Below are 23,174 nucleotides of genomic sequence, written 5' to 3'. Positions count from 1 at the left end.
AACACGAATGCCCCCCTCGAACAGACCATGACCGGCAGCCCTGCGCATGAGCCGGTAAGATCGGCGGGGAATGATGTCTCTTAGGTGCGGGTCGATCTCCTCGCTTGACCAGTAGAGGTCGCCGAGCCGCAACGGGTCGCGCAAAAGGCGTGGGCACTATGCTTCGCGCCGCACATTCCCACCGCAGGACGTTTGCAGCCAGGAACCGGGCCCGCTTACGCCGCCTTGAGACGGTAGCGGACGATCGTGTGGTCGAGCAGAAGCCGGATTCGCGGTTCGGCCTCGATCGCAATCAGCCAGCTCGCGGCGATCATGGTCGCGCCGACGATGACCACCGAAAGCAGGTACGGCACTCCCGCACGCATCAGGGCGCCGAGAATGGCCGCGCCGACGACATCATCGATCAGATAGAGAGGATAGGTCATCAGGCCAATCCGGCGCCAGCCGCGCCAGGACAGGTCGAGCCGCAACGACCATGCCATCAGGGCTATGGCAACCAGGAAGAAGACGATCGGTGGCGCGTATGGCATCTGCTCTTCGACCTACGGTGTGAACATCGACCGAACTGGCGATCTGCAGGACGAAACAGCGCGCAGAGGACAAGACGGAACGGCGTCACCGCCTTGAAGCGCATCAGCCAGATCATCACGCCCGTCGCAAAGAAGCATCCATGATGCACCAGCAGCAGGGCTAGCCAACGCGTCTCGGCAAACTCCGACCAGTCGAGCGGATAATACAGGCACCAGAAGAGCGTGCTGATCAGGCCGATCACGATGGCCACCACCTCCATCACATGGAAGCGGCCCAGCCATAGCAAGGTCCAGACGACGGCGTAAAAGGCGATCTCGATGCCGAGCGTCCAATAGACGCTGTCGACCCAGGGGGAGTAGGGAGCGAACAATGCCGTGGGTCACGGCATCCGTGGGCCAGCTGAGCCCGACGAGGAGCAGCACCGCCGCGGTGACCGGCGCGCAGATCCAGACCGCCGGCGCCAGCCGCCTTACCCTTGCCTCGAAAAACCGCAAGGCGGTCGAGTTTTCGGCGCTGAAGGCGATGACGAAGCCGCTGATGACGAAAAACACCTGTACGCCCCCATCCGGAGCCGAGCATCTCCAGTTCCGGATGCGGCGGGATGCCGCCGGTGGCCCGTGCCGAAACGCCGGCGGGAAAGGCCCACACCCAGTAACCATAGTGGTAGAACATCACGAGGACTGCGGCGAGAAATCGAAGTATGTCGACGCCGCCAAATGTGGTTTTTTGCTGAGCCATGCCGTAATCGTCGGTGGGCGACCCGGCAAAACTGTATGGCGATTTGCTGCATTGCACAATGGTCAATTGGCTGCCGCGCTGTCGATGCTCCGATGTCTTTACAGGCCGATTCCGCGTCCCTTGAGCGCTGCGGTGATTTCGTCGAGAATGATCGGATCGTCGATGGTCGCCGGCATCGTCCATTCTTCCTTGTCGGCAATCTTCTGCATGGTGCCGCGCAGGATCTTGCCGGAGCGCGTCTTTGGCAGGCGCTTGATCGTCACCACCGTCTTGAAGGCGGCGACCGGGCCGATCCGCTCGCGCACCAGCGTGACCACCTCGGTCTCAATAGTGCCGGTGTCACGCGCGACACCCGCATTCAGCACGACGAAGCCGAGCGGAACCTGGCCCTTCATCGCGTCGGCGATGCCGATGACGGCGCATTCGGCAACGTCTGGATGCCCGGCCAGCACCTCCTCCATGGCGCCGGTCGAAAGCCGGTGGCCGGCGACATTGATGATGTCGTCGGTTCGGGCCATGACGAACAAATAGCCGTCCTCGTCCATCATGCCGGCATCCGCCGTTTTGTAGAAACCGGGGAATTCATCGAGATAGGCTTGGCGAAACCGGTCATCGGCATTCCACAGCGTCGGCAGACAGCCGGCCGGCAGCGGCAGCTTGACCACGACATTGCCCAACGTGCCGCGCGGCACTTCGTGGCCGGCATCGTCGAGCACACGGATGTCGTAGCCGGGCATCGGCACCCCGGGCGAGCCGTATTTCACCGGCAGCAGGCCCAATCCGGCTGGGTTGATCGTCATCGGCGAGCCGGTCTCGGTCTGCCACCAATGGTCGATCACCGGCACGCTCAGTTTCTGCTCCGCCCATTTAATGGTTTCCGGATCGGCGCGCTCGCCGGCGAGGAACAGTGTGCGGAATTTCGACAGGTCGTATTTCGGGACGAATTCGCCCTTGGGATCCTGTCCCTTGATGGCGCGGAAGGCGGTCGGCGCGGTAAACAGCGCGACGACGCCATGCTCCGCGATCACCCGCCAGTAGGTGCCGGCGTCGGGCGTGCCGACCGGCTTGCCTTCGAACATGACGGTCGTGCAGCCATGCAGCAGCGGGCCGTAGACGATGTAGGAATGGCCGACCACCCAGCCGACATCGGAAGCCGCCCAGAACACCTCGCCCGGCTTGACGCCGAACTCGTTCTCCATCGACCATTTCAGCGCAACCATGTGGCCGCCATTGTCGCGCACGATGCCCTTGGGCTGGCCGGTCGTTCCGGAGGTGTAGATGATGTAGAGCGGATCGGTGGCGAGCACTGGAACGCAGTCGACATTGGCGCCTGCGGCCCGCTCGCGGGCGACGGCGTCGGCATAGTCGATGTCGTGGTTTTCCCTGAACTGGCAGGGCAGCTGGTCGCGCTGGAGGATGAGGCAGGCCTCGGGCTTGTGCCGCGACATCTCGATCGCCTTGTCGAGCAGCGGCTTGTAGGCGACGACGCGCCCGGGTTCCAGGCCGCAAGAGGCGGAAATGATCAGCTTCGGCCTGGCATCGTCGATGCGCGTGGCGAGCTCGTGCGAGGCAAAGCCGCCGAAGACGACCGAATGCACGGCGCCGATGCGGGCGCAGGCAAGCATGGCAAACGCCGCTTCCGGCACCATCGGCATATAGATGATGACCCGATCGCCTTTCTGGACGCCGCGGTTCTTCAGCACCGACGTCAGCGCGACCACCTCGCGTTTCAGTTCGGCATAGGTGAATTTCCTGATCGTGCCGGAAATCGCGCTGTCATGGATCAGCGCGATCTGATCGGCGCGGCCACCCGCCACGTGGCGGTCGACGGCGTTGAAGCAGGTGTTGCAGGAGGCGCCGCCAAACCAGCGCCCATAGACGCCGGCATTCGGATCGAAGACCGTGTCGAACGGTGTGAACCAGTCGATGGCTTTGGCCGCATTCGCCCAGAATTTTTCCGGGTCGCGTTTCCAGCCGTCATAGACCTCGTGGTAGCGTGACGCCATCCGGCTTCCTCCCCAGGAATGTCTGCTGTCTTTGAAATAGCGTATGCTGTTTTTGCAAGCATATGCAATTTCGTCTTTTGGCGTCGCAAATACCCGGCACGATGGTCTCGGGTCATAATTGGGGTCTGGGGTCATAATTGGGGCAAGGCGCAATGGAGTTGCGATGCAAGGTTGGATCTGCCTTATTGGCCGCGATGCTGTTGATGGTCGCTTCCGCCGCTCAGGCCGGCGATGCGGCGGCACGGCGCATTATCGGCTTTTCGCCGGACGGTACCTACTTCGCCTTCGAACAGTACGGCACGCTCGATGCCGGCGCTTCGGATTCTGGCTGGTCGGAGATCGACATCATCGACACGCGCACCGATGAGTTCGTCGGCGGCAAACCGATCCGCATCGTCGACGAAACCGAGGAGGCGACGCTCACTCTCGATCAGGCGAGGGCACAGGCTGCCGCGCAGGCGGCGCCGATCCTCGCCCACTATGCCATAGCGGCGCGCGGCGAGCGGACGGCCTTGGACAGGTTCACCTTTCCGGACCACATGGTCGCTTACCAAGACATTGCGCGCCTCGATCAGGTCTCGCAGAAATGGCTTTCGCCGACCTATGACGAGCTCGGCATCTCGATCATCCAGCTCGACCAGATACTTGCCGACAGCACGATGGATTGCTCGTCGAGTTTCGACGAGCAGCAAGGCGCCACGGCCGGCAAGGCGTTCGGTTTCCGCCTGACGCTGCAGGCACAGGATGGCAGGCCGTTCCAACTGCTGCATGAGGACAAGACCGTGCCCGCCTCGAGGAATTGCCCGACCTCCTACAGCCTGTCGGAATCCTATGCATTCACTCCGGACGGCAAACCGGCAGTGCTTGCCGTGCTCGTGCAACGCTTCAGCCAGGGATTTGAAGGACTGGACCGCCGCTTTATCGCCGTGACCGGCCAGCTGCGTTGAAAAGCGCCTGCTTGCGCTCAAATACGGTTCTAAAGCGGCAGCGCCGCGAGCATGAGGCCGACACCGCCGGCGATCAGCAAGGCAGCGGCCAGCGCCTTTCTGTGACGTTCGAAACTCGTCGGCGCTCGATCCCAATTGTAACGCATGTTCTGCCCTCCCAAAACCACCGGATTCCTTACCTTACCAAAGGTAAACAAAGCAACATTGTGCCTAACTTCACCACACTGGCCTGATAATGCTCGGGATAGCGCACGACAGTTTTGTCACCGACTTTTGTTGGGAGTCTTTGCGAAGGCCCACTTCGCAGACTGAAGCGGGCTTTGCTTTTTGACTGCCGCTTTTTTGTCGTAAGCGGCAGCGCGGTGTTGGCGGTTCTACATCCCCCACCGCAGCGCAGCCGTATGCACCGGTGCGTCCCACAATGCGGTCGTCTCGTCGTCGACCATGGTCAGCGTGATCGAGCAGCCGGCCATGTCGAGCGATGTCACATAGGACCCGACCAGTGAGCGAGTGACCGTCACGTTGTTCCCGAAGATTTTCCGGGCGCTGTTGTACATCAGATAGAGCTCCATCAGCGGCGTGCCGCCGAAGCCGTTGACGAAAAGCAGCGCCGGGCCTTTCGCCCTGTCGCGCAGATCGCCCAGGATTGCCGCGCAGATCTCCTCGGCGATGGCATCGGCGCTCTTCAACGTGTCGCGGCGGCGGCCGGGCTCGCCATGAATGCCGACGCCGAACTCCATCTCGCCGTCGCCGATATCGAAGGTCGGCTTGCCGGCCGCCGGTACGGTGCAGCTGGTCAGCGCAACGCCCATAGACCGCGTTGCGGTATTGACGCGTTCGCCAAGCGCCTTCAACGGCTTCAGTGCCATGCCTTGCTCGGCTGCGGCGCCGACGATCTTCTCGACCACCAGTGTGCCGGCAACGCCGCGCCGGCCAGTGGTGTAGGACGAGTTCTCGACCGCGACGTCGTCATTGGTCACCACTTGCATGACCCCCTCCGACATTTCGGCGGCCATCTCGAAATTCATCACATCCCCCTCGTAGTTCTTGACGATAAACAGGCAACCGGCGCCGGTGTTGACCGCCTCCGCAGCCGCCAGCATCTGGTCCGGCGTCGGCGAGGTGAACACCTGACCGGGGCAGGCGGCGTCCAGCATTCCATGGCCGACCAGCCCGCCATGCAGCGGTTCGTGGCCAGAGCCGCCGCCGGAAATCAGCGCCACCTTGCCGGGCTTGAGCGCCTTGCGGCGAACGAATTTGTGATCGTCGCCCAGCACCAGTATGTCGGAGTGCGCGGCGACGAAGCCGTCGAGGCTTTCGGCCAGCACCGTGTCGACCGAATTCAGAAATTTCTTCATGACCGTCCTTCCGAAATGGCCAGGCGTGGCGCGACTATGTCCCGCCCTTGCCGGCGATGCTGGTGATTTTCTGGATGAAATCGTTGACCGCCCGGTCGAGCGCTGCATTCTGCTTGTCGTCGCCGAAATCGGGAACGATCAGCGAGACATGCCGCGTCTTGCGCATGCCTGATGCCACCGACATTTTTCCGGGATGCGCCTGATGGTAGGCGGCAAGAAAATGGTCGCGTTCGGCCGGGCTGAAATGGCAGACGGAGAAAATAGCCGGCAAATGTTTCGACGGGATCGGGATCGAATAGGCCGGGCTGGAAATCTGCGTGACGAAGCTGCGGTGCTTGCCGAGCGCATCGGCCAAGCGCTGGCGCATGCCGGACGGGCGCTGGTCGAGGACCTGCGACAGGATCATCTTATAGGCGCGGATCGCCTCTTCGGAGCCGGGTTCGGGTGTCTTCTCGGCCATGCCCGCGCCTAGATCGAAACGTCCGCAATGGCCGCCTTGGCCATTGCGAGTTGGGCGGGAACCACGGAAAGGTCACGCAGGCCGGCCTCGATCAGCGCCGGGATCGCCGCCGGATCGCCGCCGGCGTCGCCGCACAAGCTGACCGGAATCTTTTGCGCGCGGCCGAACGCCGCAACCGAGGCGATCAGCCGAAGCACGGCCGGATGCCTGATCGAATTGAGATGCGCAACTGAAGCATTGTCGCGCGCCGCCGCCATTACATACTGGGTCAGGTCGTTCGAGCCGATCGACAAGAAAGCGACCTCGGCAAAAGCCTCGGGAGCGATCGCCACCGATGGCACCTCGACCATGATGCCGAGCGGCGGCATTTTTTGCGCGACGCCGCGCGCGGCAAGCGCGGCCTTCTCTTCCGCGAACAGGGCGGCGGCACGCTGATATTCGTCCACAACGGCGATCATCGGGAACATCACCTTGAGATTGCCATGAATGGCGGCGCGCAGCAGCGCCCGGATCTGTACCCGAAAAACCTCCGGCCTTGCCAGCGATAGCCTGATGCCGCGCAGGCCGAGAAAAGGATTGCCCTCCTCGACGGTGAACCCCGGCACCGGCTTGTCGCCGCCGGCGTCGACGGTACGAATTGTCACCGGTCTGTCTTCAGCCCATTCGAGCACTTTGCGGTAGGCTCGATATTGCGTTTCCTCATCCGGCAGCCTCTTGCCGAACAGGAATTCGGTCCGCATTAGCCCGACGCCGTCGCAGGTCGAGACATCGATGCTGTCGACATCGGACGGATCGGCGATGTTGACCTGCACCCTCACCGCCGTGCCGGCATTCGTCACTGCCGGCCGGGTCAAAAAAGTTTCCGCCCGGTCGCGACGTGCCGCGAAAGAGGACGATTTTCGCCGGAACGCCTCGACCTCTGCCCTTGATGGCGCCAATATGATGCCGCCATGCTCGGCATCAAGCAGGGCGACGCCGGCAAGATGAGCCGGCGAAGCACCGAGCCCCACGATCATCGGCACGCCGCGCGAGCGCGCCAGCATGGCGACATGGCTGGCGGCACTGCCCGCTTTCAGCGCAATGCCGCCGCCGGAACTCCAGTCGGTTTCGAGAAAGCGCGTCGGCGCGATGTCCTCGCCATAGAAGATGGCTCCTGCCGGCGCCGCAGCCTCGCTCTCTTCGGTCAGTGTACGCAGCACCTGGTCGCGTATGTCGCGCATGTCGGCGGCGCGCGCCCGGAAATAGTCTTGATCGGACGTCTCGTAGCCCACAATTTCGGCGTCGAGCGCCTGCCGCCATGCCGTATCGGCCGGCTGGCCGACGGCAATCGCGGCAAAGGCCGGGCCGGTCAGTGCATCGTCCTCCAGCATGGCGAGCTGGAATTCGAGAATTTCGGCTGCATCGCCCTCGGTCGCTTCGACGAGCGTGGCAAGTCGGCCTGTCGCTGCCTTGATTGCCGTTCCGAGCGCGAGCCTCTCGTCAGCGGCGGTCGCTTTACGGTTATAGCGCGCGACAACCGGATCGAGGTTGAACAGCGGCCCTTCGGCATAGCCGGCCGAAGCCGAAATCCCCTTCAGCCTAAGCGGTTCGGGCATGGTCCACGCCCTCGTCGAAGTCGCGCCGCACCAGCTCGACCAGCGCGCCGACCGCCTCGCCGGCGCCGTCACCCCTCGCTCGGATATGCAGCACCGTGCCTTTCGGCGCCTTGGCCGCCATCACCTTGACGATGCTCTTGGCGTCGAACCAAGGCCCGTTGGCGGCGAGCGCCACTTCGACTTTGGCTGAAAATGTCTTGGCGAGCTTGGTAAACTTCACCGAAGGGCGCGCATGCAGGCCGACCTCATGGGTAATCAGGACTGTGGCTTCGGCGGATGCGGACATGCTGTCAAAATTCCTGTTCATTCACGATGGCGACAATTCGTGTGCCGTCGCCACCACTTCCCTGAGCGAGGCGCCGCCGGACGCCTCCGTCGCCGCCATCACCGCGCCTTCGACGATCGGCGCATTGCAGACGATGATCTTGTGCGCGCGCGGCTCGCCGATCATCTCGACCGCCATCTCGCTGTTGGTCTCGGCGCCGCCAAGATCGACAAGTATGGCGACACCCGCCTCCGACCAGGCCTTGTCGATGGCGCCCATGATCGCCTCGACATTGGTTCCCAGCCCGCCATGGCCGTTTCCGCCGCACCATGCAAGCGGCACTTCGTCGCCGACCATCTGGCGCACCATATCGGCCGTGCCTTCGGCGACCAGCGGTGAATGCGATACGATGACGATGCCGACATTGCTCATGCTTGCCCCTCGATGCTTTCGACGACGGCCCGCACCAAAAGCGCGACCGAGCGCCCGCCGGCATCCATATGGCCAATCGAGCGGTCGCCGAGAAACGAGGCGCGTCCGCGCAAGGCTTTCATCGGCACGGTGGCAGCGGCCGCAACGTCCGCGACATCGGCGATTTCCGCCCCGGTTTTTCCCTGCAGCAGGGCATCATGCACCGGCTTCAGCACGTCGAGCATGGTCTTTTGCCCGACCTGCGACTTGCCCCTGGCTGCCACCGCCTCGATTGCCTTACCGAAAGCCGCCGCCAGATTGGCGTGATCCGGCTCAGCGGAAATCTCCTTGCCGAGCGCCATGAACAGCGTCCCGAACAGCGGTCCCGATGCCCCGCCGACCGTCATCACCAGCTTGGTGCCGATCGCCTTCAGCGCCTCCGGCAATGGCTTTGCCGCGAACGCCTCGGCCTCAGCCCGCACCGCCTCAAAGCCGCGCTTCATATTGAGCCCATGGTCGCCGTCGCCGATCGCCTGGTCGAGCGCGGTCAACTCGTCCGCGTGAGCTGCAATCGTATCGGCGGTGGCTGGTATCAGCGTATTCAGGTCAACCTTGTCCATCGTCCAAGTCTTGTCCAGCGTCCCAAGGCTCATCGGTTTGCAATCCTGTTGCCGGCCTGGTCGAAGAACAGCGGCGCCCGGTAACGAATAGCCACCCTGTCGCCTCTTTCCAATTGCGTGTCGGGGTCGGTCAGCGTCACCAGCTTTTTGCTTCCCACCGTCACATGCAGGTGATTCTGGTCGCCCAGATGTTCGACCCAGTCAACAACGCCGTCGGCGGGGCCGTTCGATGCCTTGCCGATCGACAGATGTTCTGTACGCGCACCGATCGTCCTGGTTCCCGCCGGCATGTCGCCATCGGGCAGCAGGCCGGTCGGCAACAGATTGATCGCCGGCTGGCCGAGCCTTGCGGCGACATGAAGGTTTGCCGGCTCGGAATAGATCGTCCGCGGCGTGCCGATCTGCACCAGAACGCCATCGGCGAGAATCCCGATCCGATCGGCCATCGTCATCGCTTCGATCTGGTCGTGCGTGACATAAAGCATGGTAGCGCCGACCTCGGCCTGAATGCGCTTCAGCTCAAGCCGGAGATCGGCGCGCAGCTTGGCATCGAGCGACGACAGCGGCTCGTCCATCAGGTAGATCGAGGGCTTGCGCACTAGGGCGCGTCCGATGGCGACGCGCTGCATCTCGCCGCCGGAAAGTTTGGTGGAGCGGTTGGAGAGCTTGTGGTGGATACGCACCATCTTGGCCACATCCTCGACGCGGCGGCGCACCTCGTCCTCGCTCAGCCGCCGCGCCGGCGAGCGCAGCGGAAAGGCCAGGTTGTCGTAGACTGACAGATGCGGATAGAGCGAATATTGCTGGAAGACGAAGGCGGTGTCGCGCTCGGCCGGCGACAACATTGTCGCATCACGGCCGCCGATATGGATTGAGCCCATATCCGGCCGTTCCAATCCTGCGACAAGCCGGAGCGTCGTCGTCTTGCCGGCCCCGGTCGGGCCGAGCAGCACGACGAATTCGCCATCGGCGACGTGCAGATCGAGAGTGTCCACGGCGACATCCTCGCCGAAGGCTTTTGTCACGCCTTTGATGTGCACGTCAGCCATGATGCGCTTTTCCCTGGGAGGCCCCCTCATGGATTGCGGTTCGCACCGCGCGGCCGGATCCCTTCTCGAACAGCGACAGCCGTGCGCTGCTCAGCGCCAGGCCGACATGGTCGCCCGCATTGAGCCGGATTTCGGCCGGCACCCGCGCCTTGATGATGCCGCCTGACGTCTCCACCGCAACGATCTGCGTGGTGCCGAGATATTCGGTGCCATAGATGGCGCCGCGCAGCTTCGAGCCGTCGTCGAAGCGGATGTGTTCCGGCCGGATGCCGAGCGCCATGTCGGTCGACGCGATATCCTCGCGGACCTCCGGCACTGCCACCTTGGCGCCTTGCACCACGATCTCCCTGGCGCCCTTTGAAAGCCCGCCGCCAAAGCCGAGAAAATTCATCGGCGGCGAGCCGATGAAATCGGCGACGAACATCGTCGCCGGCCGATCGTAGATTTCGCGTGGCGTGCCGAATTGTTCGATGACGCCGTGGTTCATCACCGCGATCTTGTCGGCCATCGACATCGCTTCCATCTGGTCATGCGTGACGTAGACGGTGGTGGCATGGATGCGGTTGTGCAGTTCGCGCAGCTCATGGACCATGAGATCGCGGAATTCGGTGTCGAGCGTGCCGAGCGGCTCGTCCATAAGGAAGCATTTTGGCCGCCGCACGATGGCGCGGCCGAGCGCCACGCGCTGGCGGTCGCCGCCGGCAAGGCCGGAGACTGATTTGTTGAGCAGATGGTCGATGCGCAACAGCTTCGCCGTCTCCTCGACGCGCTGGCGGATTTCGATGCCTGGCATGCCTTGCGCCAGCAGCGGGAAGCCGATGTTCCTGCGCACATTCATATGCGGATAGAGCGCGAACAGCTGGAAGACGAAGGCGATGTCGCGCTCGCGGGCACGCCGCATGGTGACGTCCTCGCCGCCAAGCAGGATCTTGCCGCCGGTCGGCAATTCCAGGCCGGCGATCATGCGCAAGGTCGTCGTCTTGCCGCAACCCGACGGTCCCAGCATGACGAAGAACTCGCCATCTCTAACGACGAAGCTGGAATCCTGCACGGCGACGAAATCGCCGAATGCCTTTCTCAGATGCTCGACCCCGATCTCCGCCATCGTCTACTCCGGAAATTTCGAGACGATTATGAACATCGCCGTGCCGGCCAGCATGGTGATGAACGAATAAGTATAGAGCGACAGCGCGAAGGGCTGGAACAACATCAGGAAGCCAATGGCTATGATCACCGTCGCGATATTCTCCATCAGGCCGCGCCTCGCCCATGCCGGCCAGCGCGACTTGCGTTTTGCGGGTTGGGTCAGGCTCATTTGCGCACCGCGCCGAAGGTGATGCCACGCAGCAACTGCTTGCGGAGCAGGATGGTGAACACCAGGATCGGCACCAGGAAGATCGTCGTGCCCGCGGCGACCGCCGGCCAGTCCTGGCCGCCTTCGCCGATGATGGTCGGGATAAAGGGCGGTGCGGTCTGCGCCGTGCCCGAGGTCAGCAGTGCGGCGAACGCATACTCGTTCCAGGCGAAGATCAGGCAGAAGATGGCCGTCGCGGCAATGCCGGTGGTCGCCTGCGGCAGCACGGTGCGCCAGAAGGCCTGCAGCCGCGTATAGCCGTCGATCATCGCCGCTTCTTCGTATTCGCGCGGGATCTCGTCGATGAAGCCCTTCAGCAGCCACACGGCCAGCGACACGTTGACCGCCGTGTAGAGCAGGATCATGCCGAGTGCGGTGTCCGACAGGCCGAGCTCGCGGTACATCAGGTAGATGGGAATAGCGACCGCGATCGGCGGCATCATCCGCGTCGACAGGATGAAGAACAGCAGATCGTCGGCCAACGGCACCTTGAAGCGCGAGAAGCCATAGGCCGACATTGTGCCGAGGAACACCGCGCAGAAGGTCGAGCCGAAGGCGATGATCAGCGAGTTTATGAAGCGCGGCATGAAGTTGGACGGCCCGGCGATCACCATGTTGCGCTTGCGCACTGTCTCGTCGCAGACGTCCGTCGCCGGTCCCAGCGAGTTGATGTATTCCGGTGTCTGCCGGGTGCGGGTCGAGAACAGATTGCAGTAGCCCTCGAGGCTCGGCTGGAACAGGATCTTCGGCGGATAGGCGATCGAATCCGGCGGCGTCTTGAAGCTGGTGGCGAAGATCCACAGCAGCGGCACGATCGAGATCAGCGCGTAAAGCACGATGATCGTGCCGGCGACGCGCTTCGACGTGGCCGAGGGTGCGACGACCGAATGGGCTGACGTCAGGCTCATCTCTGCTTCACCTTGTTGAGCGCCTTGACGTAGATATTGGCCAGCCCGAACACCGCGACGAAGAGAATGATGGCGAAGGCTGAGGAATAACCCGTCCGCCAGCTTTCAAAGGCCTGCCGCTTCAGCGTTATCGAGGCGACTTCGGTGGTCGAGCCCGGTCCGCCGCCGGTGAGCAGGTTGACCATGTCGAACATCTTGAAGTTCTCGATGCCGCGGAACAGCACCGCCAGCATGATAAAGGGCAGCGCCATCGGCAGCGTGATCGACCAGAACTGCCGCCAGTTGGAGGCGCGATCGACCTCGGCCGCCTCATAGATGTATTCGGGGATCGAGCGCAGCCCGGCGAGACAGATCAGCATCACGTAAGGCGTCCACATCCAGGTGTCGACGATGACGATCGACCACGGCGCCAGCGACACGTTGGAGAGCATGCCGATCTGCGTTGCCGGAATGCCGGTGACGAACGAGACGGCATAGGCGAAGAGACCGATCTGCGGCTCGTAGAGGAAGCGCCAGAAATTGCCGACAACTGCCGGCGACAGCATCATCGGCACGAGAATGATGGTCGTCCAGAAGGCGTGGCCGCGAAACTTCCGGTCTATCAGCCAAGCCAGCGTGAAGCCGATCAGCGTCTGCAGCAGGATGGTCCAGAACACGAAATGCGCCGTCGTCTGCATGGCGATCCAGATGTCCTGGTCACCGAGGATGCGTTTGTAATTGGCAAGGCCGACGTTCCTGACCACCTCGTTGGGGCGATTGGCGCGGTAATTGGTGAAGGAGAGATAGATCGCCCAGAACAGCGGGAAGATGTTGATGGCGAGCAGCAACAGGATCGTCGGCGAGATGAACAGCCAGGCGAGGCCCTTGTCGCTGATGCCCCGGACCTTGCGGGCCAACGGCTCAGGCGTAGCCCGGGCAACGCTGTCCGCAGTCCGATTGAGCATGGTCAGTCCCGCTTCGGTCACTTGGTCGTCTCGACAATGGAAATTTATCTGAACTGTGTCCCGTGCCAAGCGCGGCACGGGACACGCGGCATGGCTCGGGAGGAGCCGATTACATCTGCCCCAACTACATCTTGCCATCGTCCTGGAAGACCTCGGTCCAGTCCTTGACCAGGCCGTCGAGCGCATCCTTGGCCGAACCCTGGCCGGCGACGACATAGTCATGGAAGCGCTTCTGCGACGCCTGCAGCAGCGGCGCATAGCTGGGCTCTGCCCAAAAATCCTTCACGATGGCCATGGAGTCGAGGAAGGTCTGCGCGTAAGGCTGGCTGGCCGGGAAGCCTGGATCCTTGACGACTGCGTTGAGGCAGGAAAAGCCGCCGAGCGACCACCATTTGGCCTGCACGTCCTTGTTGGCGAACCACTTGATGTATTTGAGCGCGGCCTCCTGCTTGTCGGAATAGGACACCACCGAAATGCCCTGGCCGCCGAGCTGGGCGAATTGATCGCCGTCGGGTCCCTTGGGATTGGCGAAATAACCGATCTTGTCGCCGCCGACATTCTCGTCTTTCTGCAGGCCGGGCCAGGTAAAGGCGAAATTCATGTGCATCGCCACCTGGCCGGATTTGAAGGCGTCGACGCCTTCGCCCATGTAGCTGTTCGAGGCCCCGGGAGGCGTGCAGCAGTCATAGAGCGCCTTGTAAAACTCCAGGCCCTTCACCGATTTCTCGGAGTTGACAAAGCCGTCCATCTCGTAGGGCTTGTCGGGATTCTCATAGTTGAAGCCGAAGCTGTAGAGCACGTCCATGGCGCCCATGGTGATGCCTTCGGAGCCGCGCTCGGTATAGATCGACGCGCCATAGACCGTCTTGCCATCGATCTCGCGCTTCTGGAAAAACTCGGCGATCTGCTTCAACTGGTCGAAGGTCGTCGGCGCGGCGAGATCCCAGCCGTATTTTTCCTTGAATTCCTTCTGCAGTTCCGGCTTGGAGAACCAGTCCTTGCGGTAGGTCCAGCCGACGACATCGCCCATGGCCGGCAGCGCCCAGTAGTTCGGCGAGTTCTTCGGCCATTCCGAATAGCCGACGACGGTCGCCGGCACGAAGTCGTCCATGCTGATCTTCTCCTTATCGAAGAAGTCGTTCAGCTTGACGTAGTGGCCGTTCTCGGCTGAGCCGCCGATCCACTGGCTGTCGCCGATGATCAGGTCGCACAGCTTGCCCTTGGAATTCAACTCGTTGAGGAAGCGATCGGCATAGTTGGTCCACGGCACGAACTCGAATTTCATGCCGATGCCGGTTTCCTTGGTAAAATCCTTGGACAATTCGACAAGCGCGTTGGCCGGGTCCCAAGCTGCCCAGCAAAGCGTCAGATCTTCCGCCTGCGCGACGTTCGAAACGGCGGTCGACGCAAACATCGCCGAGGTCAGTCCCAACGTCAGTTTCAAGGTCGATTTCATGCCTTCCTCCCATTTACGAAACGCGTCCGGATGACGGTTTCAAAACCTCAACCCCCTCCCCAGGGGTCCAAACATGGCGACGCGGTTGAGCGTCGGGTGTTTAGTAATTTGTTTAGTGATGCAATTTTTACTAAACAAGGCAAGCGAATTCGTCGCTGCGCTGCAGCATGGCGCATGGGTCGCTTGGTTCAGGAAAGGCGGGTGTCAGATCGTCCGGCGCGCGGGCGCCGGCTCATTTGACCGTTTTGGTGCTTACCGTCACCGGCCGGATCACTGGGGCCGGCGGCAGCAGGGCGCGGATATCGGCGAAGGGGAAGATCGGTTCGAAGCGGAAGGCCTCAGCGAAGGAACCGGCCGCGCCATTGCACTGGCCGGCGCGAAACGCGTTCTGCGTGCGCGCCGCATCGACGAAACGTTCGGGATCCTGCGACTGGTGCGCCCGGATCGCCATCGCCTTGAGCTCGAAATGCCCGGAGATATCGACATAATGCGTCGGCGAAAAGCCGGTGCCACCGAGCGTATCGGCATGCAGCACCGGGACAGTGAAGGATGCCGCGATGCGCAGGCCATCCGACAGCGCACGGTGGTCGCCATGGTAGTCGTTCGGCGCATGGGTGATCGCCAGATCTGGCTTCACGTCGCCAATCAGCGCCTTCAGCGCCGCGATTAGCGCGGCATCGGCAACCAGCGCGCCATCCGGAAAGCCGAGGAAGTGCGGCATCGCGCCAATCAGGTCCGCCGCCACAGCCGCTTCCTCGCGGCGGGCGCGGGCGAGTAATTCCGGATCGCCCTTCCCGCCCTTGGCGCCATCCGTGGCTATCGCAAAAACCAATTCTGCGCCTTGTGCGGCATAGGCCGCCATCGTACCGAACATGAAGATCTCGATATCGTCCGGATGCGCACCGAGCGCCAGTATCTTCACTCTGCATTCTCCCTGGAACTGGAATAACGTGGACGAACGGAATTCTGCTCGCCCAGCTCCCCTATGCAAGCTGTTCATGCAACGATGCCGTTGTCAAAAGCCTGGGCGGATCGCGCCGACGCATTATTCGCAGATACTCGGGCCAGTGATCCTGGGCGCGTTCTCCAGAAATATCCAGATCTTCAGTCGCCAGATCTTCTGTCGCCAGATCTTCTGTCGCTTGTCGGCCTCGCCGTCATTGGCGGCTTCGGCCTTTTGAGGATGGTGCGCGAGGATGTGAGGCTCGGCACGGTGCGCTGGAACCGTTCTCGCGGACCCGGCTTTGAGTTGCGCGGCGACCGCCACCGCTGATATGCGGGCGCTGCGGATCCGCCGCAATTGGATGGATGCATCCTTGGAACAATGACCAGAAAACCCTTGCCGGAGCTTCCGGTCTCCGCCGTGCTGCCGGCGCTCAGCGAAGCGCTCGGCCAAGGCAACAGCGCCGTGCTGGTGGCGCCGCCCGGCGCCGGCAAGACGACGCTGGTGCCGCTGGCGCTGCTCGACGCGCCATGGCTCGGCACGGGAAAGATCATTCTGCTCGAGCCGCGCCGGCTCGCTGCCCGCGCTGCCGCCCGCCGCATGGCCGAACTGCTCGGCGAGGAACCCGGCGAAACAGTCGGCTACGCCATGCGCATGGAAAACCGCACTTCTGCGAGGACCAAAATCCTCGTCGTGACAGAAGGCGTGCTGTCGCGGATGATCCTCGACGATCCGGAGTTGCCCGGTGTCTCGGCGGTATTCTTCGACGAGTTCCATGAGCGTTCGCTCGACGGCGATTTCGGGCTGGCGCTGGCGCTCGACGTGCAAGGTGCGCTGAGGCCCGAGCTGCGATTGCTGGTCATGTCGGCGACGCTTGACGGCGGGCGAGTCTCGCGGCTGCTTTCCGGCGCCCCGGTGATCGAGAGCGAAGGCCGCGCCTTTCCCGTCGACATCCGCTACGACGAGCGGCCGGCCGGCATCGCCATCGAAGACGCCATGGCCAAGGCGATCCGCACGGCCCTTGCCGATGAGAGCGGCAGCGTGCTCGCTTTCCTGCCCGGCCAGCGCGAGATCGAGCGCACCGCCGGGCGGCTGCAAGGCCGCGTCAGTGCCGACACCGATATCGTGCCGCTCTACGGCATGCTCGACAACAAGGCGCAGGACGCCGCGATCAAGCCGGCGCCGTCCGGCCGCCGCAACGTGGTGCTGGCGACCTCGATCGCCGAGACCTCGATCACCATCGACGGCGTGCGCGTCGTCATCGATTCCGGCCTGTCGCGCCTGCCGCGCTACGAACCGGCCAGCGGCCTGACGCGGCTGGAGACGGTGCGGGTCAGCAAAGCCTCGGCCGACCAGCGCGCCGGCCGCGCCGGGCGCACGCAGCCGGGCGTCGCCATCCGGCTGTGGCGGGCCGAGCAGACGGCGGCGCTTCCCGCCTTCACCCCGCCGGAAATCCTCGAAGCCGATCTGTCGGGGTTGATGCTCGATTGCGCCGCCTTCGGTGTCGTCGACCCGGTGAGCCTTTCGTTCCTCGATCCGCCGCCGGCCCCAGCACTCAACGAGGCAAGGTCGCTGCTTCGTGCGCTCGACGCCATCGACGAGGCAGGGCGCCTGACGGAATCGGGTGCTGCGATGCGCAGGCTCGCGCTGCCGGTGCGGCTGGCCCACATGGTCGCCGACGCGGCAAAGACCGGCCAGGCGTTCGAAGCGGCCATGCTCGCCGTGCTGCTCACCGAGCGTGGCCTTGGCGGCGATGGCGCCGACCTCGAACGGCGGCTGATGCGGTTCCGATCCGAAAGATCGCCGCGCGCCACCGCCGCGCGGCAGCTCGCCGAGCGATTGGCGAAACAGGCCTCAGCCTCCCCCTCGAGGGGAGGGCCGGCGAGCGAGCCGAGCGCAGCGAAGCGAGGGAGACGGGGTGGGATCGCCGATGGCGTGCCCGATCCGACCCCACCCCGCTCCGCTTCGCGGATCGACCCTCCCCTCGAGGGGGAGCGTAGGGCCGGCGCGCTCCTCATCCATGCCTGGCCGGATCGCGTCGCCAAGGCGCGCGGCGAGCGCGGCCGTTTTGTGCTGGCCAACGGTTCGGGCGCCATGCTCGACGCCGCCGACCCGCTGGCGGGCGCGGCCTGGCTCGTCGTCGCCGATCTGCAGGGCAAGGCGCAGAACGCCCGCATCACGGCAGCAGCGGCGATAGATGAGACCGACATTAGCGCTACGCTTGCGCAAAAAATCGAGACAAGCCGCGAAACCAGCTTCGACCGCGACAGGCGCGCGGTGCGCGTGCGCGAAACCGTTCGCCTCGGCGCCATCACGCTGTCCGAACGCATGCTGCCGCCGCCGGCCGGCACTGAGGCGGATCGCGCCATCCTCGACGCCTTGCGCCAACACGGGCTGTCGCTTTTGCCGTGGGGCAAGGAGGCTGAAACGCTGCGTCAACGGCTCGGCTGGCTGCATCGCGGCCTCGGCCCGCCCTGGCCCGATGTTTCCGACGCCGCGCTCATTGACAGCCTCGACGACTGGCTGCTGCCGTACCTCTCCGGCGCGGCGTCCTTTGCGGCGATCGATCCGGGCATGCTTTCGGCCGGCCTTATGGCATTGGTGCCGCACGATCTCCAGCGCAGGATCGAGGCACTGGCGCCGACCCATTTCGACGCTCCGTCCGGCAGCCGCGTTCCGATCCGCTATGATGGCGAATGGCCGGTGCTGGCGATCCGCGTCCAGGAATTGTTCGGTCTCGACCGGCATCCCGCGATCGCCAGTGGCACCGTGCCGCTGACGCTCGAGCTTTTATCGCCGGCGCACCGGCCGATCCAGACGACCCGCGACCTGCCCGGTTTCTGGCGCGGCTCCTGGGCCGATGTGCGGGCCGACATGCGTGGTCGTTACCCAAAGCACGTCTGGCCGGAGAACCCGCTTCTCGCCACAGCCACCAGCCGCGCCAAACCGCGGGGGACCTAGCCTTTATCCTTTTCCAGCTATAAATCCTTGGCCATGATAAACATCCTGCGGGCGCACGACTTCCAGCAAAGCCAGCGGCTGCGCCTTAACACGCTGATCAGGCTGCGCTGGCTTGCCATCGTGGGCCAGAGCCTGGCGGTTATCGTCGTTGCCTATGGGCTGAAGTTCCCGCTGCCCGTCAGTCCCTGCTTCGCGCTGATCGCCTGTTCTGCCTGGATGAACCTGTTGCTGACCTTCCGCTATCCGGCGGCGCATCGGCTGACCCCGCTGCCGGCTTTCGCCATCCTGACCATCGACAGCCTGCAGCTTGCCGGCCTGCTTTACCTGACGGGCGGCCTCACCAATCCGTTTTCAGTGCTGGTCACCGTGCCCGTGGTCATCTCGGCGACGTCGCTGCCGCTGCGCCTGACCGCCATCCTCGGCGCGCTGGTGATGGTGGCGGCGAGCCTGCTGGTGTTCTTCCATCTGCCGCTGCCCTGGTACGAGGGCGCGCCGCTGGAGATGCCGTTCATTTATGTCGCCGGCATGTGGATGGCGGTGTTTTCCTCGATCGCCTTCACCGCGATCTATGCCTTCCGCGTGGCCGAGGAAGCCCGGCTGCTCGCCAACGCGCTTGCCGCCACCGAGCTGGTGCTGCAGCGCGAGCAGCATTTGTCGGCACTGGACGGCCTTGCCGCCGCCGCCGCGCATGAGCTGGGCACGCCGCTTGCCACCATCACGCTTGTCGCCAAGGAGATGGAGAAGGCGCTCCGCAACGATCCAAAATACGGCGAGGACGTGACGCTGCTGCGCTCGCAGAGCGAGCGTTGCCGGGAAATCCTCAAGCGCCTGACCAGCCTGTCGTCCGAGGGCGAGGCGCATCTCTCCCGCATGCCGCTAACTTCGCTGGTCGAGGAGATGACTGCCCCGCACCGCGATTTCGGCATCTCGATCAAGCTTCGCCCTGGCGAGCGCATTGGCCCCGAACCCGTCGGGCGGCGCAATCCCGGCGTCATCTACGGCCTCGGCAATCTGGTCGAGAATGCCGTCGATTTTGCCCGTAAGAGCGTCACCGTGCGCTGGAGCTGGAACGAGGCCGCCGTCACCTTCTCGATCACCGACGACGGACCGGGTTTCCCTCCCGAAATCATCGACCGCATCGGCGAGCCCTATATGTCGACGCGCCAGGGCACCGAGGCCGGCGGCGGCCTCGGACTGGGGCTTTTCATCGCCAAGACCTTGCTTGAACGCTCGGGGGCCACGCTTGATTTCCGCAATTCCAACGAACCGGGCGAGGGCGCCGTCGTGCAGATATCGTGGCCGCGCAGCGTCTTCCTCAACCCTGAATCGGCTTCGGCCACCATGTTTGACACGGCTTGAATTGGACAATAGCGCTCCAAAACTATATCTGCGTAAAAATCGGGCAGCAGGAATTTAGAAGACGATGAACGGCGACGAAACGATTGGCGCAATGGTTGAAGGCGAGGACACCTCGCTGCTGATCGTCGACGACGACAAGCCGTTCCTCACGCGCCTTGCCCGCGCCATGGAAACCAGGGGTTTCGTAGTCGAGACCGCCGAGAGCGTCGAGGAGGCGGTGGCCAAGGCGCGCGCCAACCCGCCCGCCTATGCCGTGGTCGACATGCGGCTCGCCGACGGCAACGGCCTCGACGTCGTCGCCGCCATCCGCGAGAAGCGCGACGACGCCCGCGCCATCATCCTCACCGGCTACGGCAACATCGCCACCGCAGTGACGGCGGTGAAGCTGGGGGCCATCGACTACCTGTCGAAGCCGGCCGATGCCGACGACATTTTCGCCGCACTCACCCGCACGGCGGGCGAACGCGCCGCACCGCCTGAAAACCCGATGTCGGCCGACCGCGTGCGCTGGGAGCACATCCAGCGCGTCTACGAAATGTGCGACCGCAACGTCTCCGAGACCGCGCGCCGGCTTAATATGCATCGCCGCACGCTGCAGCGGATACTGGCCAAGCGCGCGCCGCGCTGACGCCTGACCGAACCGAAGGTTCGTGTCGGCGAATGGCGGAATCGGTTTTCGCTGGGGATCACGCGCAAACTCAAAGTGCTACAGCGTGCTTTGCGCGCCCCAAAGGATACGCAGCGCTGTAGAGTCTTGCCCCTGTCATTGGTGTTTGCGCATCATCGCATCGGGTGATGTTGGCCCTGCCGGCGGGTAGGCGACGCGACGGAGACGACATGCAGGACCAGAAGCAACGGCCGGTCTCCATTCTTCGCGAATTCCTCGACAGCGAGGCGGCAGGCGGCATCGTCCTGATGGCAGCCGCGGCACTGGCCCTGATCGTCGCCAATTCGCCGCTGGCCGAAGCCTATTTCGACGCCCTTCACGCCTATCTCGGACCGCTCAGCGTATCGCACTGGATCAATGACGGCCTGATGGCCGTGTTCTTCCTGCTGGTCGGCCTGGAGATCAAGCGCGAGATGCTGGATGGCCAGCTCTCGACCTGGCCACGGCGCGCCCTTCCCGGCATCGCCGCCGCCGGCGGCATGCTGGTGCCGGCACTTGTCTATGTCGCCATCAACCGCGACAACCCGGCCGCTCTGTCCGGCTGGGCGATCCCGACCGCCACCGACATCGCGTTTGCGCTCGGCGTGCTGTCGCTGCTCGGCAGCCGCGTGCCGGGGTCGCTGAAGGTATTCCTCACCGCGCTCGCCATCATCGACGACCTCGGCGCGGTCATCATCATCGCGGTGTTCTACACGACCGGCCTGTCGCTCGCCTATCTCGGCGCCGCCTTCGCGGTCATCGCTCTGCTGATCGTGCTCAACCGCATGAAGGTGCTGACGCTGGTGCCCTACATCCTGCTCGGTGTCGTCCTGTGGGTGCTGGTGCTGAAATCGGGCGTCCATGCCACGCTCGCCGGCGTGGCGCTGGCCTTGACCATACCTTTGAAAGTCTCCCCGGGCATCGGGCATGATCTCGACCATTCGCCGCTGCACCGGCTCGAGCACGGCCTGCACAGAATAGTGCCGTTCGTCGTCATCCCGATCTTCGGCTTCGCCAATGCCGGCGTTTCGCTCGCCGGCCTGAGCGCAGCCGCCCTGGTCGAGCCGCTGACGCTGGGAGTCGCCGCCGGCCTCGTCGCCGGCAAGCTGGTCGGCGTGTTCGGTTCTTCCGCGCTTGCCATCCGGCTCGGCTTCGCCGACCTGCCGGTCAATGCTGGCTGGCTGCACATGATCGGCATTTCGCTGCTCTGCGGCATCGGCTTCACCATGAGCCTGTTCATCGGCCTGCTCGCCTTCGCCAGCAATGTCGAGCTGCAGGACGCGGTCAAGGTCGGCATCCTCGCCGGCTCCTTCATCGCCGCGATACTCGGCGCCGCCGTGCTGCTGGTCGCGCCGGCGGCGAATGGGGCGGACGAGGAAGAAGAGTAGAGACGGTTTGCAGCTCTTGGGTTCCTCGCCCCTGCGAAGCGGGGGAGAGGTGGCCCGGCGAAGCCGGGACGGAGAGGGGGCGCGACATCCGCGAAGTCAGAGCCGGTGAGGGACAGGCGCCCGACGTTGAAACCCTACTCACTCTCCCCCTCCAGCGCCGGCACCGAGACGCCGGCGAGTTCCGCCGCGAGCAGCCTCGATGCACCGGCCCGCGCGATCCTCAGCATCAGCGCCTTGCGTGTCGCCGCCGCCATGCGGTGCTCGGGCGCATCGCGCAGGATTTCGGCGCCATAGCCGTCGGAAAGGATAAAACCGCATTCCTCGGGAAAGATCTCCGAGGGCACGCCGGGATGCGTGGCGAAGAAGAAGCGGTCCGAATGCAGCCGGTAGTCCGGCCATTTGCGGTCGACCCTGAAATCCTCGATCGAGGATTTGATCTCGATGATCCAGATGTCGCCCTGCCGGGTCAGCGCGACGAGGTCGGCGCGACGCCCGGTCGCCAGTGACAGTTCGGGCAGCACATGCGCGCCCATCTCCTTGAGCAGCCGCTGCACGCCGCGCCGCACGAGCATGGCGCGCTCCGACTGACGGCCGTCGATAAGGGGGTTGAGAGAGATAGGCGAGATGATTGGCATGGGAGCACCATGCCAGACTTTGTTCACGGTTTGAACCCGTTTTCTTAAGCCGATTATCCGGTTAGCAAACCCGGCCTTCAACCAACGGGGATCACGCCCTCCAGAGCAATGATCCTCGTCTTTGCGCAGCGTTCACGGATAGCTTTGAGCCGGCTGTACTCTGGAGAGCCGTACCATGCCATGAGGGAGGCCATGTCCGGAAACTCGACAATGACCAGGCGATGAGGTTCCCAATCGCCTTCCAGCACTTTGGTGGCTCCGCCACGAGCGATGTACCGTCCCCATAGCGCGCTTCGGTTGCTGGCACATCCCGGCGGTATTCCTCGAAAACGGCGGCATCGGTTATGTCTACATCAGCAATGAGATACGCTGCCATTGGCCTTACTCCCTGAAGAAAGCCAGTGAAGCAGCTCCATTAGCGGCCCCGCAACTAAGCCAGCGGTACTAAGCCTCGGAAACGACTCGCCTCTCCCTGTATCGGGCGCTTTACTACATTCGTTGGGGGCAGCTCTGGGAGGAGACGAACCATGCCGATGTATCTCACGCAATTCAGCTATACGCCCGAAACCTGGGCGCGCTTGATCGAAAACCCTGAGGATA

At 63.7% G+C, this 23,174-nt stretch carries 24 protein-coding genes and 1 pseudogene; 6 read left to right on the top strand and 19 right to left on the bottom strand.

Going from position 1 to position 23,174, the window contains the following annotated elements; all coding sequences use genetic code 11:
* Window positions 1-215 precede the first annotated feature (215 nt).
* The 3 genes from ACWUKX_RS24605 to ACWUKX_RS24595 all read right to left on the bottom strand — a co-directional run bounded on the left by ACWUKX_RS24605 (window position 216) and on the right by ACWUKX_RS24595 (window position 3,275).
* The gene (locus tag ACWUKX_RS24605; protein WP_456009460.1) at window positions 216-530 is read right to left on the bottom strand and encodes a hypothetical protein; all 315 of its coding nucleotides are present in this window, start codon (window positions 528-530) and stop codon (window positions 216-218) included.
* On the bottom strand, window positions 488-901 hold the full coding sequence (locus tag ACWUKX_RS24600; protein ID WP_456009459.1) for a hypothetical protein: 414 nt from the start codon (window positions 899-901) through the stop codon (window positions 488-490). The genes ACWUKX_RS24605 and ACWUKX_RS24600 overlap by 43 nt, the downstream gene beginning before the upstream one ends.
* A gap of 466 nt (window positions 902-1,367) precedes the next feature.
* Entirely contained in the window at window positions 1,368-3,275 is a 1,908-nt protein-coding gene (locus ACWUKX_RS24595; protein ID WP_456009458.1) for a propionyl-CoA synthetase, read from the bottom strand.
* A 194-nt stretch (window positions 3,276-3,469) separates the two neighbouring features.
* Between ACWUKX_RS24595 and ACWUKX_RS24590 the strand changes: the two genes are divergently transcribed.
* On the top strand, window positions 3,470-4,222 hold the full coding sequence (locus tag ACWUKX_RS24590; RefSeq protein ID WP_456009495.1) for a DUF2259 domain-containing protein: 753 nt from the start codon (window positions 3,470-3,472) through the stop codon (window positions 4,220-4,222).
* A gap of 374 nt (window positions 4,223-4,596) precedes the next feature.
* Here ACWUKX_RS24590 and dhaK read toward each other — a convergent pair whose 3' ends face one another.
* From dhaK to ACWUKX_RS24520, 14 genes are all read right to left on the bottom strand, one after another.
* On the bottom strand, window positions 4,597-5,580 hold the full coding sequence (gene dhaK, locus ACWUKX_RS24585; protein ID WP_456009457.1) for a dihydroxyacetone kinase subunit DhaK: 984 nt from the start codon (window positions 5,578-5,580) through the stop codon (window positions 4,597-4,599).
* 34 nt (window positions 5,581-5,614) lie between these two features.
* Window positions 5,615-6,040, bottom strand: coding sequence for a hypothetical protein (locus tag ACWUKX_RS24580; protein ID WP_065006028.1), 426 nt, complete (start codon window positions 6,038-6,040; stop codon window positions 5,615-5,617).
* A gap of 8 nt (window positions 6,041-6,048) precedes the next feature.
* The gene (gene ptsP, locus ACWUKX_RS24575; RefSeq protein WP_456009456.1) at window positions 6,049-7,635 is read right to left on the bottom strand and encodes a phosphoenolpyruvate--protein phosphotransferase; all 1,587 of its coding nucleotides are present in this window, start codon (window positions 7,633-7,635) and stop codon (window positions 6,049-6,051) included.
* Window positions 7,619-7,921 (bottom strand): HPr family phosphocarrier protein, encoded by a 303-nt coding sequence (locus ACWUKX_RS24570; protein ID WP_456009455.1) that lies wholly within the window; start codon window positions 7,919-7,921, stop codon window positions 7,619-7,621. The genes ptsP and ACWUKX_RS24570 overlap by 17 nt, the downstream gene beginning before the upstream one ends.
* Window positions 7,922-7,942: 21 nt before the next feature.
* Entirely contained in the window at window positions 7,943-8,332 is a 390-nt protein-coding gene (gene dhaM, locus ACWUKX_RS24565; RefSeq protein ID WP_027151568.1) for a dihydroxyacetone kinase phosphoryl donor subunit DhaM, read from the bottom strand.
* A complete protein-coding gene (dhaL, locus tag ACWUKX_RS24560; protein WP_456009454.1) occupies window positions 8,329-8,964 on the bottom strand; it encodes a dihydroxyacetone kinase subunit DhaL in 636 nt (211 codons plus the stop codon). The genes dhaM and dhaL overlap by 4 nt, the downstream gene beginning before the upstream one ends.
* Complete coding sequence (locus tag ACWUKX_RS24555; protein ID WP_456009453.1) at window positions 8,961-9,980, bottom strand: ABC transporter ATP-binding protein; 1,020 nt, start codon at window positions 9,978-9,980, stop codon at window positions 8,961-8,963. Before ACWUKX_RS24555 ends, dhaL begins: the two co-directional genes overlap by 4 nt.
* Window positions 9,973-11,085: an ABC transporter ATP-binding protein gene (locus tag ACWUKX_RS24550; protein ID WP_456009452.1), complete on the bottom strand. Its 1,113-nt coding sequence runs from the start codon at window positions 11,083-11,085 to the stop codon at window positions 9,973-9,975. The genes ACWUKX_RS24555 and ACWUKX_RS24550 overlap by 8 nt, the downstream gene beginning before the upstream one ends.
* 3 nt (window positions 11,086-11,088) lie before the next feature.
* Window positions 11,089-11,295 carry a hypothetical protein gene (locus tag ACWUKX_RS24545; protein WP_029347717.1) on the bottom strand — a complete coding sequence of 69 codons (207 nt, stop codon included), beginning with the start codon at window positions 11,293-11,295 and terminating at the stop codon, window positions 11,089-11,091.
* Window positions 11,292-12,242, bottom strand: a complete 951-nt coding sequence (locus ACWUKX_RS24540; protein ID WP_456009451.1) for a carbohydrate ABC transporter permease — start codon at window positions 12,240-12,242, stop codon at window positions 11,292-11,294. Before ACWUKX_RS24540 ends, ACWUKX_RS24545 begins: the two co-directional genes overlap by 4 nt.
* Window positions 12,239-13,186 carry a carbohydrate ABC transporter permease gene (locus ACWUKX_RS24535; RefSeq protein WP_036267555.1) on the bottom strand — a complete coding sequence of 316 codons (948 nt, stop codon included), beginning with the start codon at window positions 13,184-13,186 and terminating at the stop codon, window positions 12,239-12,241. The genes ACWUKX_RS24540 and ACWUKX_RS24535 overlap by 4 nt, the downstream gene beginning before the upstream one ends.
* Window positions 13,187-13,310: 124 nt before the next feature.
* Window positions 13,311-14,642 carry an ABC transporter substrate-binding protein gene (locus ACWUKX_RS24530; protein WP_029347721.1) on the bottom strand — a complete coding sequence of 444 codons (1,332 nt, stop codon included), beginning with the start codon at window positions 14,640-14,642 and terminating at the stop codon, window positions 13,311-13,313.
* Between the two features lie 232 nt (window positions 14,643-14,874).
* On the bottom strand, window positions 14,875-15,564 hold the full coding sequence (locus ACWUKX_RS24525) for a PIG-L deacetylase family protein (protein ID WP_456009450.1): 690 nt from the start codon (window positions 15,562-15,564) through the stop codon (window positions 14,875-14,877).
* A gap of 123 nt (window positions 15,565-15,687) precedes the next feature.
* Complete coding sequence (locus ACWUKX_RS24520; protein ID WP_456009449.1) at window positions 15,688-15,909, bottom strand: hypothetical protein; 222 nt, start codon at window positions 15,907-15,909, stop codon at window positions 15,688-15,690.
* 57 nt (window positions 15,910-15,966) lie between these two features.
* Between ACWUKX_RS24520 and hrpB the strand changes: the two genes are divergently transcribed.
* The 4 genes from hrpB (at window position 15,967) to nhaA (ending at window position 21,939) form a co-directional block, all read left to right on the top strand.
* Window positions 15,967-18,546, top strand: a complete 2,580-nt coding sequence (hrpB, locus tag ACWUKX_RS24515; protein ID WP_456009448.1) for an ATP-dependent helicase HrpB — start codon at window positions 15,967-15,969, stop codon at window positions 18,544-18,546.
* A 33-nt stretch (window positions 18,547-18,579) separates the two neighbouring features.
* Window positions 18,580-19,905, top strand: a complete 1,326-nt coding sequence (locus ACWUKX_RS24510) for an ActS/PrrB/RegB family redox-sensitive histidine kinase (protein WP_456009447.1) — start codon at window positions 18,580-18,582, stop codon at window positions 19,903-19,905.
* Between the two features lie 64 nt (window positions 19,906-19,969).
* Window positions 19,970-20,533 carry an ActR/PrrA/RegA family redox response regulator transcription factor gene (locus tag ACWUKX_RS24505; RefSeq protein ID WP_082982096.1) on the top strand — a complete coding sequence of 188 codons (564 nt, stop codon included), beginning with the start codon at window positions 19,970-19,972 and terminating at the stop codon, window positions 20,531-20,533.
* A 209-nt stretch (window positions 20,534-20,742) separates the two neighbouring features.
* Entirely contained in the window at window positions 20,743-21,939 is a 1,197-nt protein-coding gene (gene nhaA, locus ACWUKX_RS24500) for a Na+/H+ antiporter NhaA (RefSeq protein WP_456009446.1), read from the top strand.
* A 134-nt stretch (window positions 21,940-22,073) separates the two neighbouring features.
* On the opposite strand, the gene ACWUKX_RS24495 is transcribed toward nhaA, so the two are convergent.
* The gene (locus ACWUKX_RS24495; RefSeq protein ID WP_456009445.1) at window positions 22,074-22,574 is read right to left on the bottom strand and encodes an MmcB family DNA repair protein; all 501 of its coding nucleotides are present in this window, start codon (window positions 22,572-22,574) and stop codon (window positions 22,074-22,076) included.
* A gap of 77 nt (window positions 22,575-22,651) precedes the next feature.
* Window positions 22,652-22,822, bottom strand: a complete 171-nt coding sequence (locus tag ACWUKX_RS24490) for a DUF1330 domain-containing protein (protein ID WP_456009444.1) — start codon at window positions 22,820-22,822, stop codon at window positions 22,652-22,654.
* Window positions 22,823-23,101: 279 nt separating this feature from the next.
* Here ACWUKX_RS24490 and ACWUKX_RS24485 point away from each other — a divergent pair.
* Window positions 23,102-23,174: pseudogene (locus ACWUKX_RS24485) on the top strand (GYD domain-containing protein); the annotation flags it as partial.

The organism is Mesorhizobium sp. f-mel (assembly GCF_053850215.1).
Note: the sequence above shows the minus strand (reverse complement) of the source record. Positions and strands in the feature narration are given on the sequence as shown.

Bases quoted from the DNA above. Each gene is read 5' to 3' on its own strand.
- ACWUKX_RS24605 (WP_456009460.1), bottom strand. From the start codon at position 530: ATGCCATACGCGCCACCGATCGTCTTCTTCCTGGTTGCCATAGCCCTG.
- ACWUKX_RS24595 (WP_456009458.1), bottom strand. From the start codon at position 3,275: ATGGCGTCACGCTACCACGAGGTCTATGACGGCTGGAAACGCGACCCG.
- ACWUKX_RS24590 (WP_456009495.1), top strand. From the start codon at position 3,470: ATGCTGTTGATGGTCGCTTCCGCCGCTCAGGCCGGCGATGCGGCGGCA.
- dhaK (WP_456009457.1), bottom strand. From the start codon at position 5,580: ATGAAGAAATTTCTGAATTCGGTCGACACGGTGCTGGCCGAAAGCCTC.
- ACWUKX_RS24580 (WP_065006028.1), bottom strand. From the start codon at position 6,040: ATGGCCGAGAAGACACCCGAACCCGGCTCCGAAGAGGCGATCCGCGCC.
- ptsP (WP_456009456.1), bottom strand. From the start codon at position 7,635: ATGCCCGAACCGCTTAGGCTGAAGGGGATTTCGGCTTCGGCCGGCTAT.
- ACWUKX_RS24570 (WP_456009455.1), bottom strand. From the start codon at position 7,921: ATGTCCGCATCCGCCGAAGCCACAGTCCTGATTACCCATGAGGTCGGC.
- dhaM (WP_027151568.1), bottom strand. From the start codon at position 8,332: ATGAGCAATGTCGGCATCGTCATCGTATCGCATTCACCGCTGGTCGCC.
- dhaL (WP_456009454.1), bottom strand. From the start codon at position 8,964: ATGAGCCTTGGGACGCTGGACAAGACTTGGACGATGGACAAGGTTGAC.
- ACWUKX_RS24555 (WP_456009453.1), bottom strand. From the start codon at position 9,980: ATGGCTGACGTGCACATCAAAGGCGTGACAAAAGCCTTCGGCGAGGAT.
- ACWUKX_RS24550 (WP_456009452.1), bottom strand. From the start codon at position 11,085: ATGGCGGAGATCGGGGTCGAGCATCTGAGAAAGGCATTCGGCGATTTC.
- ACWUKX_RS24545 (WP_029347717.1), bottom strand. From the start codon at position 11,295: ATGAGCCTGACCCAACCCGCAAAACGCAAGTCGCGCTGGCCGGCATGG.
- ACWUKX_RS24540 (WP_456009451.1), bottom strand. From the start codon at position 12,242: ATGAGCCTGACGTCAGCCCATTCGGTCGTCGCACCCTCGGCCACGTCG.
- ACWUKX_RS24535 (WP_036267555.1), bottom strand. From the start codon at position 13,186: ATGCTCAATCGGACTGCGGACAGCGTTGCCCGGGCTACGCCTGAGCCG.
- ACWUKX_RS24530 (WP_029347721.1), bottom strand. From the start codon at position 14,642: ATGAAATCGACCTTGAAACTGACGTTGGGACTGACCTCGGCGATGTTT.
- hrpB (WP_456009448.1), top strand. From the start codon at position 15,967: ATGACCAGAAAACCCTTGCCGGAGCTTCCGGTCTCCGCCGTGCTGCCG.
- ACWUKX_RS24510 (WP_456009447.1), top strand. From the start codon at position 18,580: ATGATAAACATCCTGCGGGCGCACGACTTCCAGCAAAGCCAGCGGCTG.
- ACWUKX_RS24505 (WP_082982096.1), top strand. From the start codon at position 19,970: ATGAACGGCGACGAAACGATTGGCGCAATGGTTGAAGGCGAGGACACC.
- nhaA (WP_456009446.1), top strand. From the start codon at position 20,743: ATGCAGGACCAGAAGCAACGGCCGGTCTCCATTCTTCGCGAATTCCTC.
- ACWUKX_RS24495 (WP_456009445.1), bottom strand. From the start codon at position 22,574: ATGCCAATCATCTCGCCTATCTCTCTCAACCCCCTTATCGACGGCCGT.